The sequence below is a fragment of the Roseomonas gilardii genome (genome assembly GCF_001941945.1).
GTDB lineage: Bacteria > Pseudomonadota > Alphaproteobacteria > Acetobacterales > Acetobacteraceae > Roseomonas.
Window position 1 is genome coordinate 945,857 of sequence record NZ_CP015583.1, and the last position, 14,953, is coordinate 960,809.

Genomic DNA, 14,953 nt, shown 5'->3' on the forward strand with positions numbered 1-14,953 from the left:
AAGAGATTTTGTCTGTACACCTTTGGGTTGCACCAATGCGATAATTCTCCGGACGAACGGTTCGGAGAGCGATTCGAAAGATGTCCAGCCAGGGACCAGTGCCGGAGCATGCCCCGGGGGCCGTGCCCGGCCACCGCCTGCGCTATGACGGGCGGCTGGGGGATCTCTACCGGATCTTCTTCCTTAATCTTCTCCTGACCGTGCTGACCCTCGGCATCTGGCGCTTCTGGGCCCGCACGCGGCTGCGCCGCCATGTCTGGCAGCACCTCAGCCTGGATGGGCAGAGGCTGGAATATACCGGGACGGGCGGGGAGCTGTTCCGGGGCTTCCTTCTCGCCCTTCTCGTGATCGTCCCGCTCCTGTTCGCCATGGGCCTGACGCAGATGCTCGCGCCGGAGGCCGCGCGGCTGGCTTCCTTCGCCCTCTACCTGCCCGCCGGCCTGCTCGGCTTCGCCGGTGCCTTCACCGCCCGCCGCTATCTGCTGAGCCGCACCCTGCTGAACGGGGTCGCCTTCCACCTGTCCGGCTCGCCCTGGCGCTATGGCGCCGGGATGCTGGGACGGATGTTCCTGAGCTTCCTGACCCTGGGCCTCTCCCTGCCCTGGATGGCCGCGACCTCGCTGCGCTGGACGCTGGGCGAGACCTCCTATGGCACGGCGCGGTTCACCTTCACCGGCCGGGGCGGTCAGCTTTTCCCGTGGTATCTGCTGGCGGCCCTGCTGGCCGCCATCCTGACCTTCGCCGCCGTGGCGGCCTTCCTGCTGCCGCCCATCCTGCAGAACGCGGCGCTCTTCCAGGGCGGGGGCCGGGTGGACCCGGCGGTGCAGGATGCGCTCGGCAAGCGGCTCATGGTGCTGATGCTGCCCGTGGGCGGGGTCTTCCTCCTGTCGCTCCAACTGGCCGGGTCGCTGATCCAGGCTGCGCAGTGGCGCCTGACGGTGCGGAGCACGAGCCTGGAGGAACTGCGCTTCCGCAGCCGGCACGGCACCCTGCGCGTCGCCCTGTTCCTGTTCGGCAATGTGCTTCTCGTCTGGCTCAGCCTGGGGCTGCTCTGGCCCCTGGCGCAGCACCGCTCCCTCCGCTTCTTCGCGGACGACCTGCTGCTGTCCGGGGAGATGAGCCTGGCGCGGGTGCGGCAGGCGGAAGGCTACCGCCCCGGCCATGGCGAGGGGCTGGCGGATGTCCTGGGCGCCGGGGCCTCGGTCTTCTGAGAATGGGCGCGGACAGGCCGGGCGACGAGGAATGGGCCGCCACCCTTTATGACGGGCGGAGCGCGGCCGGTTCCCCCGCGACGGTCCGCCTCGCCGATGGAGAGCTTCACATCCGGGTGGAGGGCGGAAACGGGCATGGGTTGGCCTGGGCGCTTTCCGGGCTGCGCGTGACCCTGGATCTGCCGGGCGAGTTCGGGCTGTCCTGCGCCCAGGGCAGTTCCCGGGACGGCATGCGCCTGCTGCTGTCCGGCGACCGGGCAAAAGCCCTTCGTGACGCCTTGCGGCGCGAGCGGGGCTGGACCCGGCAGCACCGGCGGCGACGGGTCGTGGCCGCGCTCGGCGTGCTGGCCGCCTGCCTGGTGCTGCCCGCCTTCCTCTTCGGCGGCCCGGTCCTGGCGGATATGGCGGCTCGCCTCGTTCCGGCGGCGACAGAACGGTCGCTGGCGGACCGGATCCTCGCGGACCACCTGTCCATGCCGCGCTGCACGCAGCCGCAGGGGCAGGCCGCGCTGGACGGTCTGGTGCGAAGGCTGGCGCCGGATCTGGCGAATGTCGAGGCGATGGTGCTCGATGGCCCCGCGGTGAACGCCTATGCCCTTCCCGGCGGGCGCATCATGCTGATGCGGGGGCTGCTGGACCAGGCCGGGGACAGCGCCGAGGTGGCGGGAATCCTGGCGCACGAGTTAGGCCATGTGTCCAGGAATCACGCCATGCGGGCCCTGGCGCGTGCCATGGGGCTGCAACTGCTCACCGGCTACGTGACCGGCTATGCCGGGCTCAGCGCCCCGGCCGCGGGGGCGGCCGTCCTGTCCGGAAGCCGGGGTTTCGAGGCCGAGGCGGATGCCTGGGCCGCCGCCGCGCTGGAACGCAGCGGGATCGGCACCGGGGGGCTGCGCGATTTCCTGACGCGCATCGCCGACAGGGAAGGGAGGGAGCCGGCGATCCTCGGCTATCTCGGCACGCACCCGCCCACGGGCCGGAGGTTGTCCGACCTGCCGCCGGTGCCGGCGCGTGGCCCAGTCCTGGACGATGCCTCCTGGGCGGCGCTTCGGGGGATCTGCGGATCGCGCCCGCCGGGAAGCCGGCCCGTGGCACCGTCGCGGGACGGCTTCCGGGACCGGGCCACCCTGGATCACCCGGAGGAGATCAGGCGAAGCTGACCTTGGCGTTCTCGCCGCCCTGGGGCGGCTTGCCCGTGGCCATGGCCTTCACATAGCCATAGGCGTGCAGCATCTTGGAGGATGGCGCGTCCCAGTACTCGGCGCCCGCCACCTCCACCGCGATGAGCGTGAGCGAGGGGTCCTCCGGCCCTTCCGGGAACCAGGCGCGCATGCCTTCGCTCCAGAGTTCCTTCTGCTTCGCGACATCGGTGAAGCTCTTCGCCTCCCCGGAAAGGCTGACATAGTCCTGCTTGCCCGGCTCGGCATAGGCGAGCAGCACCCGCGCATCGGCGGCGATCTCCCGCACCACGGGGGAGTCCTTGCGGGCGAAGAACCACAGAGTGGTGTCGAAGCTCTCCTGCTGCGCCCACATCGGCCGGCCGCGGAAATGGCCCTGGGCGTCCAGCGTCACCATGGTCGCCACCTTGATGTGCCGGATCATGTCCCAGACCTTGTTCTGGGCATCCCGGTCGGTGCGGGTCTCGGCCATGCGCGCTCTCCTTGGAAATCCGGATATGCGCGCTAACGCCTGCCCGGAGCCGGGGTTCCCCCCGGCCCAGGCCGCAGGGCCCCCGTCAGGGCGCCACGGTCACCAGGGCGAGGCGCACCCGCCGCCCGCGCGTGTAGTTGTAGCCCTCCACGGTTCCGGCCTCATGCGCCTGCAGCCCGGCCGCGGCCATGGCGGCCTGGAAGGCCGGCGCCTCGCGGGCCTCGACGGCCACGAGCCGCGTCTCCCCCGCATTGCGCCCGGCCGCCAGGAAGGCCACCGCCGCCTGGCCACTGTCCAGCAGGGCGACGCGCGTGCCCAGCGAGAAGATGGCGGAAGGCTCATGGAAGCCGAGCAGCCCCACGCGTTCCGGCGGCAACCCGCCGGGGATGCCCCGCCCCGCCTCGGCCACGGCCTGGGCCAAGTGCGGTGCCACCCAGGGGGCCTCCAGCCGGGGGAGGGTGGCCTGCATCACGATCCATTGCAGGGGGATCGACCAGAGCACGGCCGCCAGGGCGGCGCGCGGCCAGCCCTGGCTCCAACCCTGGGCACCACCTCGGGCCCCTCCAGCGGGCCGTGGCGCCGGGCGCGCGGAGCGCGGCGGATGGCCGTTCCCGCGCCCGGACATGCCCGCACCGGCACCGGAGGCAGCCGCGAGGCTGGCGACGTTCCCAACGGGCACGCGGTCCTCCGCGCCAGCCCTGCCGCCACGGGCATGGTGCAGCACGCGCCAGACCAGCACCGCCGCCGCCGGGATGGCGAGCAGGGCGAAGGGGTCCACCCGCCGGTCGGACAGCCAGAACACCACCGAAGGCGCCACCGCCAGCCCGGCGGCCACCACCACCAGGGCGGCCCAGCCCAGCCCGGCCAGCCAGCGCGGCGCCGGGCGGCGCAGCGGGTCCATCGCCCAGGCCCCGGCCAGCAGCATCAGCGCCGGGAAGGCCGGAAGGACGTAGTGTGGCAGCTTGGTGGAAACCGCCTCGAAGACGATCCAGGTCGGCGCCGCCCAGGCAAGCAGGAAGCGCGTGCCGGGCTGGAGGCGGGAGGCCCAGGCTCCCGCCAGGGCGCGCAGCACCAGGAAGGCACCGGGAAAGGCGGTCAGGCCGAAGATCAGCAGGTAGGTGCCGGGCGGCGCGCCATGCGCCTCCTCGCCCGAGCCGACCTTGGCCAGCATGTCGTTGCCCACGGCCTCGGAGAAGAAGCGGCCCTGGGTGGCCACGCCGATCGCCACCAGCCAGGGCACGCAGAGCAGCAGCATCAGCGGCACGCCCCAACCGGGGCGCAGCGCCCGCAGCCAGGGCGCGCGCCGGTCGGCCACGGCCAGGGTGATGCCGGCCAGCAGCGGCACCATCGGCCCGATCGGCCCCTTGAGCAGGATGCCCGCCCCCAGCGCCAGCCAGAAGCCGGCGGCCTGCCGGGGGGTGAAGGTGCCGGGCGAGAGATAGGCCCGCCCCATCAGCCCCATCGAGGCCGCCACCGTGGCGAGCAGCGCCGCGTCGGTCTTGGCGATGTGCACCTCGACGCAGAGCAGGATGCTGGCGGCCAGCAGCGCCGCGCCGAGGAAGGCCGCGCGCCGCCCGACCAGCGCCCGGCCGAACTGGAATGTCGCCAGCACCGCCAGCCAGGCCCCCAGGGCGGAGGGGATGCGGTAGGCCCAGATCCTGCCCTGGGCCGGGATGCCCACCGCCTGCAGCGCCGTGACCGCCCCGGCCTGGGCCCAGTAGATGCCGACGGGCTTCTTGTTGCGTTCCTCGTCCTGCACGCGGATGCGCACCCAGTCGCCGCTTTCCACCATCTGGCGGGAGGCCTGGGCGAAGCGGCTCTCGTCCCGGTCACCGGGTGGCAGGGTGAAGAAGCCGGGAAGCCAGAGGAGCAGGCAGAGAAGGCTCAGCAACAGCCGGGGCCGCCGCGTTTCCGGCAGCCTGTCGAGGAGATGCTGCACCAGTCGATCGATCCCTTGGGGCGACGGGATGCCGGAGGCCGGGGCCCGTCCAACGAGGCATGGTTCTTCCGCGTTCCTGCCCGGGGACCGCGCGCGGCGCCGGGACAGGGGCGGGCGCGGGGAAAAACATTCCGCGGCCCTGCCGCCTCTAGCATGCGCGGCACGGCGGGGACATACGGAGCGTGACATGCCACTCAATCCGACCCGAGACACCGCAGCGACGCTGCTGACCGCCGTGCTGGAACGCCACCGCCCGCTGGAGGAGGCGCTGGACGCGCTGCCGCCGCTGGAGCCGCGCGACCGGGCCGCCGCGCACCGCCTCGCCTCCCATGTGCTGCGCCGCCTGGGCACGATCGACGCGCTGCTGGAGCCCTGGCTGCGGCGGGAGCCGCCGGCGCCGGCGCGGCTGGCGCTGCGCATCGGCACGGCGGACCTGATCCTGCTCGGCACGCCGCCCCATGCCGCCGTCTCCGCCGCGGTGGGGCTGGCGCCGAAGCCGCTGGCGGGGCTGGTGAACGCCGTGCTGCGCCGCGTGGCCGAGGCCGGGCCGGCGGCGCTGGAAGGGCTGGATTCCGAGCGCTTGGACACGCCGGGCTGGCTCTGGAGCTCCTGGCACGCTGCCTATGGCCCGGCGGTGCGCGCCATCGCCCGCGCGCATCGCGAGCCCGCGCCGCTGGACCTCAGCCTGATGCCGGGCGCCACCCCGCCGGAGGGCGGCGAGATGCTTTCCACCGGGACGCTGCGCTTTCCCGCCGGCACCCGTTTCTCGGACCTGCCCGGGGCGGGCGAGGCGCGGTTCTGGGCACAGGACGCCGCCGCCGCCCTGCCGGCACGCCTGCTGGCGGCCCGGCCGGGCGAGCGGGTGGCCGATCTCGGCGCCGCGCCGGGCGGCAAGACGGCGCAGCTCGCCGCCGCCGGGGCGAAGGTCACGGCGGTGGAGAAGGATGCGAAGCGCGCCGGCCGCCTGGGCGAGAACCTGCGCCGCCTGGGGCTGGAGGCGGAGCTGGCGGTCGCGGACGTGCTGGACTGGGCGCCGGCGGAGCGGTTCGACGCCATCCTGCTGGACGCGCCCTGCACCGCCACGGGCACCATGCGCCGGCACCCCGACGTGCCCTTCCTGAAGCGTGCTTCGGACGTGGCGCCGCTGGCCGACCTGCAACGCCGGATGCTGGCGGCGGCGGCGCGGCAGTTGAAGCCCGGCGGGCGGCTGGTCTTCGCCACCTGCTCCCTGCAGCCGGAGGAAGGCGAGGCACATCTGGCCACGGCCGCCACGCTGGGGCTGGAGCCCGATCCGGTGCGGCCGGAGGAACTGCCCGGCCTCGCCGAAGCCGTCACGCGGGATGGCGCGGTGCGGACCCGGCCCGATCTGTGGCCGGAACGCGGCGGGCTGGACGGGTTCTTCGCCGCCCGCTTCGTGGCCAGGGGCTGAGGCCCCGCTCCTCGACCCGGCCCGTCAGCCCGCTTCGCTCCGGGGCTCGCGGCCGAGGGTCTTGCGCAGGAAGTAGCGGGAATGGCCGGCCGGATAATCCTCCAGCGTGCCGAAGACGCTGTAGCCGAGCTTCTCGTAGAAGCCCCGCGCCTGGAAGCTGAAGGTGTCGAGCCAGGCGTAGCGGCAACCGCGCCGCACCGCCTCCTCCTCCGCCGCGATCAGGATGCGGCGGCCGGTGCCCTGGCCGCGGGCTTCCTCCGGCAGGTGGAACATCTCCACGAAGAACCAGTCCCGGGCGGTGCGGCCGATCAGCCCGCCCAGAGGCTGGCCCGTCCCCGGGTCGCGCAGGATCACGGCCAGGGGGCGCATCTCCAGCGGCCCGGCGCGTTCCGTGTTGAAGGCGATCAGCCCCCGGAGGACGGTTTCGCGCTCGGCCTCGGCCGGCGAGTCGGTGACGGCGATCTGGGCATCCATGCGCCAGCGTGGCCGTCCCGGCCCCCGGGGGCAAGGCCGCCGCCATGGCGCCGGGCGCGCGGAAGCGTTCCCGGGGCGCCGCCGGGGCCCTTCCAGGAACGGCTTGTGGCCGGGTGTCTTGTGGCTGGGCGTGCCGATCCCCTACCTCTGCTGGCGCGGAACGGCGGAACCAGGCACGCGATGACGGGCGGAGTTCGGGCAGGATCATGATTCGCTGGGCCATACGGATCATGCTGTCGCTGGCGGTCCTGCTGCTTCTGGCGCTGGCCGGCGGCTGGTGGCTGCTGCCGCGCCTCGACCTCGGCTCCGTGGCGGGCCGGATCGGCGGCACGCTGCTGGGGCGGGACCTTTCCTTCACCGGGCTGAAGGTGGTGCCGGGGCACTGGACGCGTCTGGAGGCGCGGGGCCTGCGGCTGGCCGGGCTTCCCGGCGCGGCGCCCATGCTGGAAATCGCCCAGGCCGAGGGGGAGCTGGATATCCTGTCGCTGTTCCAGGGGCCGCCCGTGCTGCGGCACCTGTCGGTGTCCGGCGCGAGGCTGCGACTGGAGCGGACGCCGGACGGCACCGGCAACTGGCATTTCGGCGCGAAACCCTCGGTGGCCTCCTCAGGGGGCGCCTCCGGGGAAGTCCGGACGGCTTCCCCGGAGGCGCCCCGCGGCGCCGGCCGGCAGGCGGCCCCGGAGGCACGGGGGAACGGGCCGGAGGCCCTGCCGCCGGTCGATCCGTCCGGCCGGGCGGGCATCCCGGTGCTGCTGGACCTCGCCCTGGCCGATGGCGAGGTGGAGATCGCCACCTCCAGCGGCAACCGGCTGCATGTCCGGCTGGACCGCGTCTCCCTCGGCGCCGAGGATCTGGACCAGCCGGTGCGGCTCGGCGCCCAGGGGGCCTATAACGGCCTGCCGCTGCGCTTGCAGGCCGATCTCGCCTCCTTCCTCGCGCTGCGCGACACGGGCGAACCCTGCGCCGTCACGTTGCGCGTGAGTTCCGGGGATACCAGCCTGGGCTTCGGCGGCACCATGGTCGATCCGCTGAACCTGGACGGCGCGAAAGGGCAGCTCGTGCTGGAGGCGGCGTCGCCGGATGTCCTGCTTTCCATCGTGGGGTCGCCGCCGGCGCAGCCCGGGCAGGGCCCGGCGCTCCGCCTCGCGGGCATGCTGGAACGGTCCGGCGATCATTGGCGGCTGCGCGATGCCACGGGCAGCCTGGGCGGCGCGGCCATCACGGGCGGGCGGCTGCGGCTCGACGAAGGCGCCCGGGGCCAGCCGGACAGCCTCGCCCTCGACCTGCCCTTCGGCCGCCTGGACCTGAACCGGCTGCTCGGTGGCGCGTCCTCCGGCCGTTCGGGGGAGGCCGACCTGTCGCTGGAGGTGGACCGCTCCCCGGACATGCTGGTCTCGGCCCGGCTCAGCGCGGAACAGCTCGACTATGGCGCGCTGCGCCTCACCGGCGCGCGGCTCGCCGCCAGGCTGGAGCCGGGCCGCGTGGTGCTGGAGGATCTTTCGGGGGGCTATCTCGGCGGCAAGGTGGAGGGCGAGGGGACGGTGGAGAACCGTGCGGAGCCCGGCGGCACGGGCGGCACGGGCGGCGTCATCTCCGCCCGGCTCAACGCCAGTGGCCTGGATGTCCAGGCCCTGCGGCGGGAGCTGGGCATCGGCCAGATCGACCTCCAGGGCCGGATGGACGGGCATGTCACGCTCAGCGCCGGCGGGGAGACGCTCAACGGCGCCATGCGGGCCGCCCATGCCTCGGCCGTGGTGAGCATGGCGGGCGGCAGCATCGCGCGTGAGCTGATCGAGCTCGCCTCGCAGGACCTGCGGGGCCTCTTCCGCACCGCCCGGGGCCAGAGCGCGATTTCCTGCCTGCTGGGGGTGGTGGACCTGCGCGGCGGCGTGGCCACGGTCGCGCCCTTCCGTCTGCGGGCCGAGCACGGGACCGTCGCCGGCAATGGCCGCTTCGACCTGGGCCGCCGGCAGATGGACCTGACCTTCGGCAGCGTGGGATCGACCACCGGCGCCCTGGCGCTGGACATCCCGGTGCGGGTCAGCGGCGCCTTCGCCGCCCCCGCCATCCGCCCCGCCCGCTGGACGGCGGAAGGACGCGCCATGCTGGCCGCCGGCAACGTGCTGGGGCGCATCCCGCCGGAACTCCGGGACTTCGCCCGCCGCAGCCCCTGTCTCTCCGGCTGACCGCCGCGCCCGCCGCCTTGGGGGAGGGCACGGCTCCGCCCCGTCTCCGCTCCCGGGCCATTGCGCGGGTCCGGCACGCCGGGGCGCGGCGAAGGGCGGTTTTCCCGGGAACGTGAGCCCGCATGGGGCGGGACTCGTGGCAATCGGCCACGGCAAACCTATCTCTGGCGGTTGCCCGCCGCCGGACCGGCTGGCAAAACGGCCTCGTGTCCAGACCCGTCCGCATCGCCCCATCCCTCCTGGCCGCCGACTTCGCCCGATTGGGCGAAGAGGTCCGCGCCATCGAAGCCGCCGGCGCCGACTGGCTGCATCTCGACATCATGGACGGCCATTTCGTGCCGAACATCTCCTTCGGCCCGGCCCTGGTGCGCGCCCTGCGCAAGCACTGCACGCTGCCCTTCGACGTGCACCTGATGATCGCGCCGGCCGATCCCTACCTGGTCGCCTTCGCCGAGGCCGGGGCGCATGTCATCTCGCTGCATCCGGAGGCCGGGCCGCACCTGCACCGCTCCCTGCAGACGATCCGCAGCCTGGGCTGCAAGGCAGGGGTGGTGCTCAACCCCGCCACGCCGGTCTCGGCGCTGGAAAACGTGCTGGACCTGCTCGACCTCGTGCTGGTGATGACGGTCAATCCGGGCTTCGGCGGCCAGTCCTTCCTGACCTCGCAACTGCCGAAGATCGAGGCGCTGCGCCGCATGATCGACACCTCCGGCCGCGACATCGCGCTGGAGATCGACGGCGGCGTCACCGACCAGACCGCGCCGCTCTGCCTCGCGGCCGGCGCCGACACGCTGGTGGCCGGCACCGCCGTCTTCGGCAAGCCGGATTACGCCGCGGCCATCGCCGCGCTGCGCCCCGGGGCCACGCAGGGCGGGGGCGGCGAGACGTTGCGGAGACCGGAATGAGCGGCTGGCTGCGCGGCGCCAAGCGCACCCTGGCCGGGCTCAAGCCGCTGCGCGTGCCCGAGGCGCCGGCCCGCGCCTTCCGCGACCTCTGGCCGGGTGACGCGGCGCGCGGCCAGCGGCTGCTGAAGGGCGAGTTCGAGGTGCTCGGCACCACCGGCCTGCTGCTGCCCGCCGAGGCCGCGCGCGCCACGCCCGGCGCGCCGGAGGCGATGGGCGGCGGCAGCCCCTGCTGGCGCGCCGCGCTGCACGGCTTCGCCTGGCTGCGCGACCTGCGGGCGCTGGGCACGGACAATGCCCGGCTGCGGGCGCGGGCGCTGACCCAGGACTGGCTCTCCCGCACCGGCAACGAGGCCCTGGCCGATGCGCCGGAGGTGGTGGGGGCGCGGCTCTCCGCCTGGCTGGGGCACTGGGACTTCCTGGCCGCCACGGCGGAGGACGGCTTCCGCAAGGCGCTGATGCAGCGGCTGGCGCAGGATGCGCGGGGCCTGGTCTCTGCCCTGCCGGCGCATTGCGAGCACCGCGGCGCGCTGGTGGCGCTGAAGGGTGCCATGGCGGCCGCCGTGGCGCTGGAGGAGGAAGGCTGGCTCACCCGCTGCCTGAAGCTCCTTCCCGCCGAGCTGGAGCGGCAGTTCCTGCCCGACGGCTGCCACGCGGAACGCTCCCCGGCGGTGCATCTGGCCGCGCTGCAGGACCTGATCGAGCTGCGCAACCTGCTGCACGGGGCCGAGCTGGAGGCGCCGCCGCACCTGTCGCTGGCGCTGGACCGCGCCGGGCCGGCGCTGCGCGTCTTCCGCCATGGCGACGGCGGGCTGGCCTGCTTCAACGGCACGCGGGGGGAGGCGGCGCCGCTGCTGGACCTCGTCCTCACCCAGGCCCAGGCGCGCGGCCGGGCGCCGCTGATCCTGCCCGACAGCGGCTTCCAGCGCCTGCTCGCCGGGCGGACGCTGGTGATCGTGGATTGCGGCCCGCCGCCGCCGCACGAGTCCGGCCCCGGGCCGCTGCCGCGCGGCGCCGACCGCTGGCACCATGCCGGCACGCTCAGCTTCGAGATGTCGGTCGGGCGGGACCGGCTGATCGTGAACTGTGGCGCCTCGCCCCTGGCCGAGCCCGCCTGGCGCGACGCGCTGCGCTCCACCGCGGCGCATTCCACGCTGGTCCTGGCCGACACCAACAGCGCCGAGCTGCGCGAGGACGGGCTGGGCCGCCGGCCCGAGACGGTGGAGGCCGAGCGGCAGGAGGCCGAGGGCGCGCAATGGCTGGATGCGACGCATGACGGGTGGAAGAAGATCCTCGGCGCCGTCCACCGCCGCCGCCTCTGGCTGTCCGAATCCGGCGACGACCTGCGCGGCGAGGACGCGGTCGAGGCCGAGAGCCCGCCCGGCGGCTTCGTGGTGCGCTTCCACCTGCACCCCACGGTGAAGGCCTCGATGCTGGAGGATGGGCGCGGCGTGCTGCTCCGCCTGCCTTCCGGCACGAGCTGGCGGATGCGGGCCGAGGGCGCCGCCCTGACGCTGGAGGAAAGCCTCTACGCGGCCGGCGAGCCGCAGCCGGCGCGGCAGGTGGTGCTGCAGGCGGAACCGGGGGCCCTGAGCGTGCAATGGGCGATCCGCCGCGTGCCGCCGGGCGAGCTGCGCGGCGACACGGCTGGCAAGGTGGAAGGGGCCGCCCCGGCGGGCCAGAGGGGCATCCCGGGCACGCCGTCCCGGCCGCCCCAGGGGAGTGGCCAGGGCGCGGCACCCGGAGGAACCTCTCCGCCGGGACCGGCGCCGGCTCCCACGACGGGCGCCCCGCGAGAGGACTGAGACGACCGCCATGCATCATCCGTCCGGCCCTGCCGGCAGCCGGGCAGAGGACCGCCCGGCGTGAAGGTCCTGTTCGTCGCCAATGTGGACTTCGCCCTGCGGCACTTCGTGCTGCCGCTGATGCGCGCGGCGCGGGAGCGGGGGCACGAGGTGGTGGGTGCCTGCGCCGAGGGGCCGCTGCTGGACATTCCCCGCGCCGAGGGGTTCCGCGTCATCGGCCTGCCCATGGCCCGCTCCCTGTCGCCGGGCGCCAACTGGCGGGCGCTGCGGGCGCTGCGGGCGCTGATCCGGGCGGAGAAGCCCGATCTGGTGCACGGGCATTTCCCGATCAGCGGGCTGCTGGCGCGGCTGGCGGCGAAGCTGGAGGGCGTGCCGCGCATCGCCTATACGGGCCATGGCTTCCTGTTCAACCAGCCGGGCCGCCCCTGGCGCCGGGGGCTGTCGCTGGGCATGGAATGGCTCGGCGGCCGCATGACCGACGTCTTCATGACGGTCAGCACCGAGGAAGCGGGCGATGCCCGGCGCCTGGGGATTTCCCGCCATGCCGTGGCCTGCGGCAATGGGCGCGACCCCGCGCTGTTCCACCCCGATGCCGTCACCCGGGCCGAGGTCCGGGCGGAGCTGGGCGCCGCGCCGGAGGACTGCGTGGTGGCGGTGGTTTCCCGCCTCGTGCGGCACAAGGGCCATCCGGAGCTGCTGGAGGCCATGGAATCCGTCCCCGGCGCCACGCTCTGGGTGGTGGGGGAAAGGCTGGCCTCCGACCATGGCGAGGATCTGGGGCCGGCCTTCGCCCGGGCGGAGCGGGAGCTGGGCCCCAGGCTGAAGCGCCTCGGCTATCGCCACGACGTGGCGCGGCTGCTGCGCGGGGCGGATGTCTTCTGCCTGCCCAGCCATTTCGAAGGCCTGCCAATGTCTGTGATCGAGGCCATGCTCACCGGCCTGCCGGTGGTGGCGACCGATATCAGCGGCCCGCGCGAGATGGTGCTGGAAGGCGAAACCGGCTTCCTCGTCCCGCCCATGCAGGCGGCGCCGCTGGCCGTGGCGCTGCGCCGCCTGGCCGAGGACCCCGCTCTGCGCCAGCGCATGGGCGAGGCGGGGCGGGAGCGGGCACTGGACCTCTATGCCGAGGACAAGGTGGTGGCCCGGACCCTGGACCTGCTGGGTCTCTGATCCAACCGGCGGAACGCACCTCCCTACGGAGCGCGCCGCGCTCCCCGGCCAGCCCCGGGGGAAAGGCTCCGCCTCTCCCCCGGAACCCCCTCTCCGCCAGGACGCTGCGCGCCCTGGACCCGGTGAGCTGGCACTGGCGGCAACCGTCAGCCTGAAACGCCGATCCTTCGGCACGGACGGATACGACAGCACCGGAAAAGAGGAAGAACACCCTGTCCGCTCGCGTGGCGACGGCCGTCGCCGGAGAGCATCGCTCTCCGGCGTGATCCGGCATCAGCAAAAGCCAGCGAATGGGGTCCAGGGTGCGCAGCGTCCTGGCGGATGGGGGTATCGGGGGCAAGGCGGAGCCTTCCCCCGGGTCACGCATTCCGCCGACGGATCGGGGCGCCCCAAACATCCTTGCATCCCAGACCCCGCCCGGATATAGGAATAAAATCAACTCCACCCCAGCCTTCGTTCGCAACGCAGCCCGAATTTCTGCATCCACCTGGACCAATAAAGGTCTAAAATCCTAAAACACTAAAACCTTAAAACGGCACGCAGGACGGAAGGCGCCGGAACCGGGCCGTGACGCCTCCGAGGATGCGGGAGGACACCCGGGGAGGTGCTATTCGCCGATGCTGACCAGGGCGCCGCTGGCGCGGGCGCGGCGGAACTGGTCGAGGAAGACCCAGCCCATCGCCGCGAGCCAGAGCGCGTCGAGCCCGAAGGCGGCGGCGAGATGGCCCCAGGCGATGTGCCCGTCCAGCAGGGCGGCGCGCATCCCCTCGAAGACATGGGCGGCGGGCAGGGCCCAGGAGAGCGGGCGCACCCATTCCGGCAGCGCGGAGACCGGGTAGAACACCGCCGCGAAGGGGGCGAGGCCGAAGAGCAGCGACCAGGCGAGGCTTTCCGCCCCGGCGCCGTGGCGCAGGATCATCGCCACCACGGCGAGCGAGATGGCCCAGCCCATCAGCATCAGCGCCGCGAAGAACAGCACCAGCACCGGCCCGAGGGCGAGCACGTCGAAGCCGTAGAGCAGCCAGGCCAGCGCCGCGGCCGGGATCAGCGCCACCAGCGTGCGCAGCAGCGACATGGCCATCAGCGCCGCCAGCATCTCCCGCGGCCGCAGCGGGGAAACGAAGAGATGGCCCAGGTTGCGGGACCAGATCTCCTCCAGGAAGGTGAGCGAGAAGCCCATCTGGGCCCGCAGCGCGACCTCCCACAGCAGCACGCCGCCAATCAATGCGCCGCCGATCAGCGCCCCGGTGCCGGCATCCGGCCCCAGCGCGCCGCGTTCCGCCAGCCAGCGGCTGGTGAAGCCCCAGAGCAGGATCTGCAGGATCGGCCAGTAGGCCAGTTCCAGCACGCGCGGCCAGGAATGGCGGTAGAGGGCAAGGTGCCGGTACATCAGCCCCCAGACCCGGCGGGCGGCGGGGCGCATCAGGCGGCCTCCCGCGCCGTGCCGCGCGCGATGTCCAGGAAGACCTGCTCCAGATCCTCCCGCCCATAGCGTCGCAGCAGCTCCTCCGGCGAGCCCTGGTCCACCAGCCGGCCGCGCCGGAGCATCAGCACATGGGCGCAGAGGCGCTCGACCTCCGCCATGTTGTGGGAGGCGAGCAGGATGGCGCAGCCGCTTTCCGCCCGGTAGCGCTCCAGCCGCGTCCGCACCCAGTCGGCCGTGTCGGGGTCCAGGCTCGCCGTCGGCTCGTCGAGCAGGAGAAGCTCGGGGCGGTTGATCAGCGACTTGGCCAGGGCGGCGCGGGTCTTCTGCCCGGCCGAGAGCTGCCCCGCCGGGCGGTCGAGGAACTCGCCCAGCATCAGCTCCTCCGCCAGTTCCGCGATGCGCCGCCCGGCGCGCGGCACGTCGTAGAGATGGGCATAGACCTGCAGGTTCTCCCGCACCGTCAGCCGGTGCGGCAGGGCGACATAGGGGGAGGAGAAGTTCATCCGCGCCAGGGCGGCGAAACGATCCCCCGCCATGTCGCGGCCCAGCACCCGGACCCTCCCGGCGCTGGGCAGCAGCAGGCCCAGCAACATGGCGATGGTGGTGCTCTTCCCGGCGCCGTTGCCGCCGAGCAGGCCCCAGGTGGCGCCGCGTGGCATGGCGAAGCTCAGCGCGTCCACCGCCAGGGCCTCCCCATAGCGCTTGGTGAGCTGGTCGGCGGCGATGGCGTGTTCCATGCCCCTGGATATGCGCCTTCCGCC

At 73.7% G+C, this 14,953-nt stretch carries 12 protein-coding genes; 7 read left to right on the top strand and 5 right to left on the bottom strand.

The window, feature by feature from the left end:
- Positions 1-80 precede the first annotated feature (80 nt).
- Together RGI145_RS04130 and RGI145_RS04135 are read left to right on the top strand one after the other, a co-directional pair.
- Positions 81-1,211, top strand: a complete 1,131-nt coding sequence (locus RGI145_RS04130) for a DUF898 family protein (RefSeq protein WP_083670385.1) — start codon at positions 81-83, stop codon at positions 1,209-1,211.
- A gap of 2 nt (positions 1,212-1,213) precedes the next feature.
- Positions 1,214-2,371: a M48 family metallopeptidase gene (locus tag RGI145_RS04135; protein WP_075797349.1), complete on the top strand. Its 1,158-nt coding sequence runs from the start codon at positions 1,214-1,216 to the stop codon at positions 2,369-2,371.
- On the opposite strand, the gene RGI145_RS04140 is transcribed toward RGI145_RS04135, so the two are convergent.
- Both RGI145_RS04140 and RGI145_RS04145 read right to left on the bottom strand, forming a co-directional pair.
- Entirely contained in the window at positions 2,358-2,861 is a 504-nt protein-coding gene (locus RGI145_RS04140) for a pyridoxamine 5'-phosphate oxidase family protein (RefSeq protein WP_075797350.1), read from the bottom strand. The two genes, RGI145_RS04135 and RGI145_RS04140, sit on opposite strands and share 14 nt — an antisense overlap.
- An 85-nt stretch (positions 2,862-2,946) precedes the next feature.
- On the bottom strand, positions 2,947-4,800 hold the full coding sequence (locus RGI145_RS04145) for an ArnT family glycosyltransferase (RefSeq protein WP_075797351.1): 1,854 nt from the start codon (positions 4,798-4,800) through the stop codon (positions 2,947-2,949).
- Positions 4,801-4,987: 187 nt separating this feature from the next.
- On the opposite strand from RGI145_RS04145, the gene RGI145_RS04150 reads away from it, so the two are divergent.
- Entirely contained in the window at positions 4,988-6,229 is a 1,242-nt protein-coding gene (locus tag RGI145_RS04150; protein ID WP_075797352.1) for a transcription antitermination factor NusB, read from the top strand.
- Between the two features lie 24 nt (positions 6,230-6,253).
- Here RGI145_RS04150 and RGI145_RS04155 read toward each other — a convergent pair whose 3' ends face one another.
- Positions 6,254-6,703, bottom strand: coding sequence for a GNAT family N-acetyltransferase (locus RGI145_RS04155; protein WP_075797353.1), 450 nt, complete (start codon positions 6,701-6,703; stop codon positions 6,254-6,256).
- Between the two features lie 206 nt (positions 6,704-6,909).
- Between RGI145_RS04155 and RGI145_RS04160 the strand changes: the two genes are divergently transcribed.
- The 4 genes from RGI145_RS04160 to RGI145_RS04175 all read left to right on the top strand — a co-directional run bounded on the left by RGI145_RS04160 (position 6,910) and on the right by RGI145_RS04175 (position 12,766).
- The gene (locus RGI145_RS04160; RefSeq protein ID WP_156878428.1) at positions 6,910-8,889 is read left to right on the top strand and encodes an AsmA family protein; all 1,980 of its coding nucleotides are present in this window, start codon (positions 6,910-6,912) and stop codon (positions 8,887-8,889) included.
- A gap of 206 nt (positions 8,890-9,095) precedes the next feature.
- Positions 9,096-9,794: a ribulose-phosphate 3-epimerase gene (gene rpe, locus RGI145_RS04165; protein ID WP_075797355.1), complete on the top strand. Its 699-nt coding sequence runs from the start codon at positions 9,096-9,098 to the stop codon at positions 9,792-9,794.
- Positions 9,791-11,596 (top strand): heparinase II/III family protein, encoded by a 1,806-nt coding sequence (locus tag RGI145_RS04170; RefSeq protein WP_075797356.1) that lies wholly within the window; start codon positions 9,791-9,793, stop codon positions 11,594-11,596. The genes rpe and RGI145_RS04170 overlap by 4 nt, the downstream gene beginning before the upstream one ends.
- 60 nt (positions 11,597-11,656) lie before the next feature.
- Positions 11,657-12,766 (top strand): glycosyltransferase family 4 protein, encoded by a 1,110-nt coding sequence (locus tag RGI145_RS04175; RefSeq protein ID WP_075797357.1) that lies wholly within the window; start codon positions 11,657-11,659, stop codon positions 12,764-12,766.
- A 607-nt stretch (positions 12,767-13,373) separates the two neighbouring features.
- Here RGI145_RS04175 and RGI145_RS04180 read toward each other — a convergent pair.
- A complete protein-coding gene (locus RGI145_RS04180) occupies positions 13,374-14,189 on the bottom strand; it encodes an ABC transporter permease (protein ID WP_075797358.1) in 816 nt (271 codons plus the stop codon).
- Complete coding sequence (locus RGI145_RS04185; protein WP_075797359.1) at positions 14,189-14,929, bottom strand: ABC transporter ATP-binding protein; 741 nt, start codon at positions 14,927-14,929, stop codon at positions 14,189-14,191. The genes RGI145_RS04180 and RGI145_RS04185 overlap by 1 nt, the downstream gene beginning before the upstream one ends.
- Between the last annotated feature and the right edge of the window lie 24 nt (positions 14,930-14,953).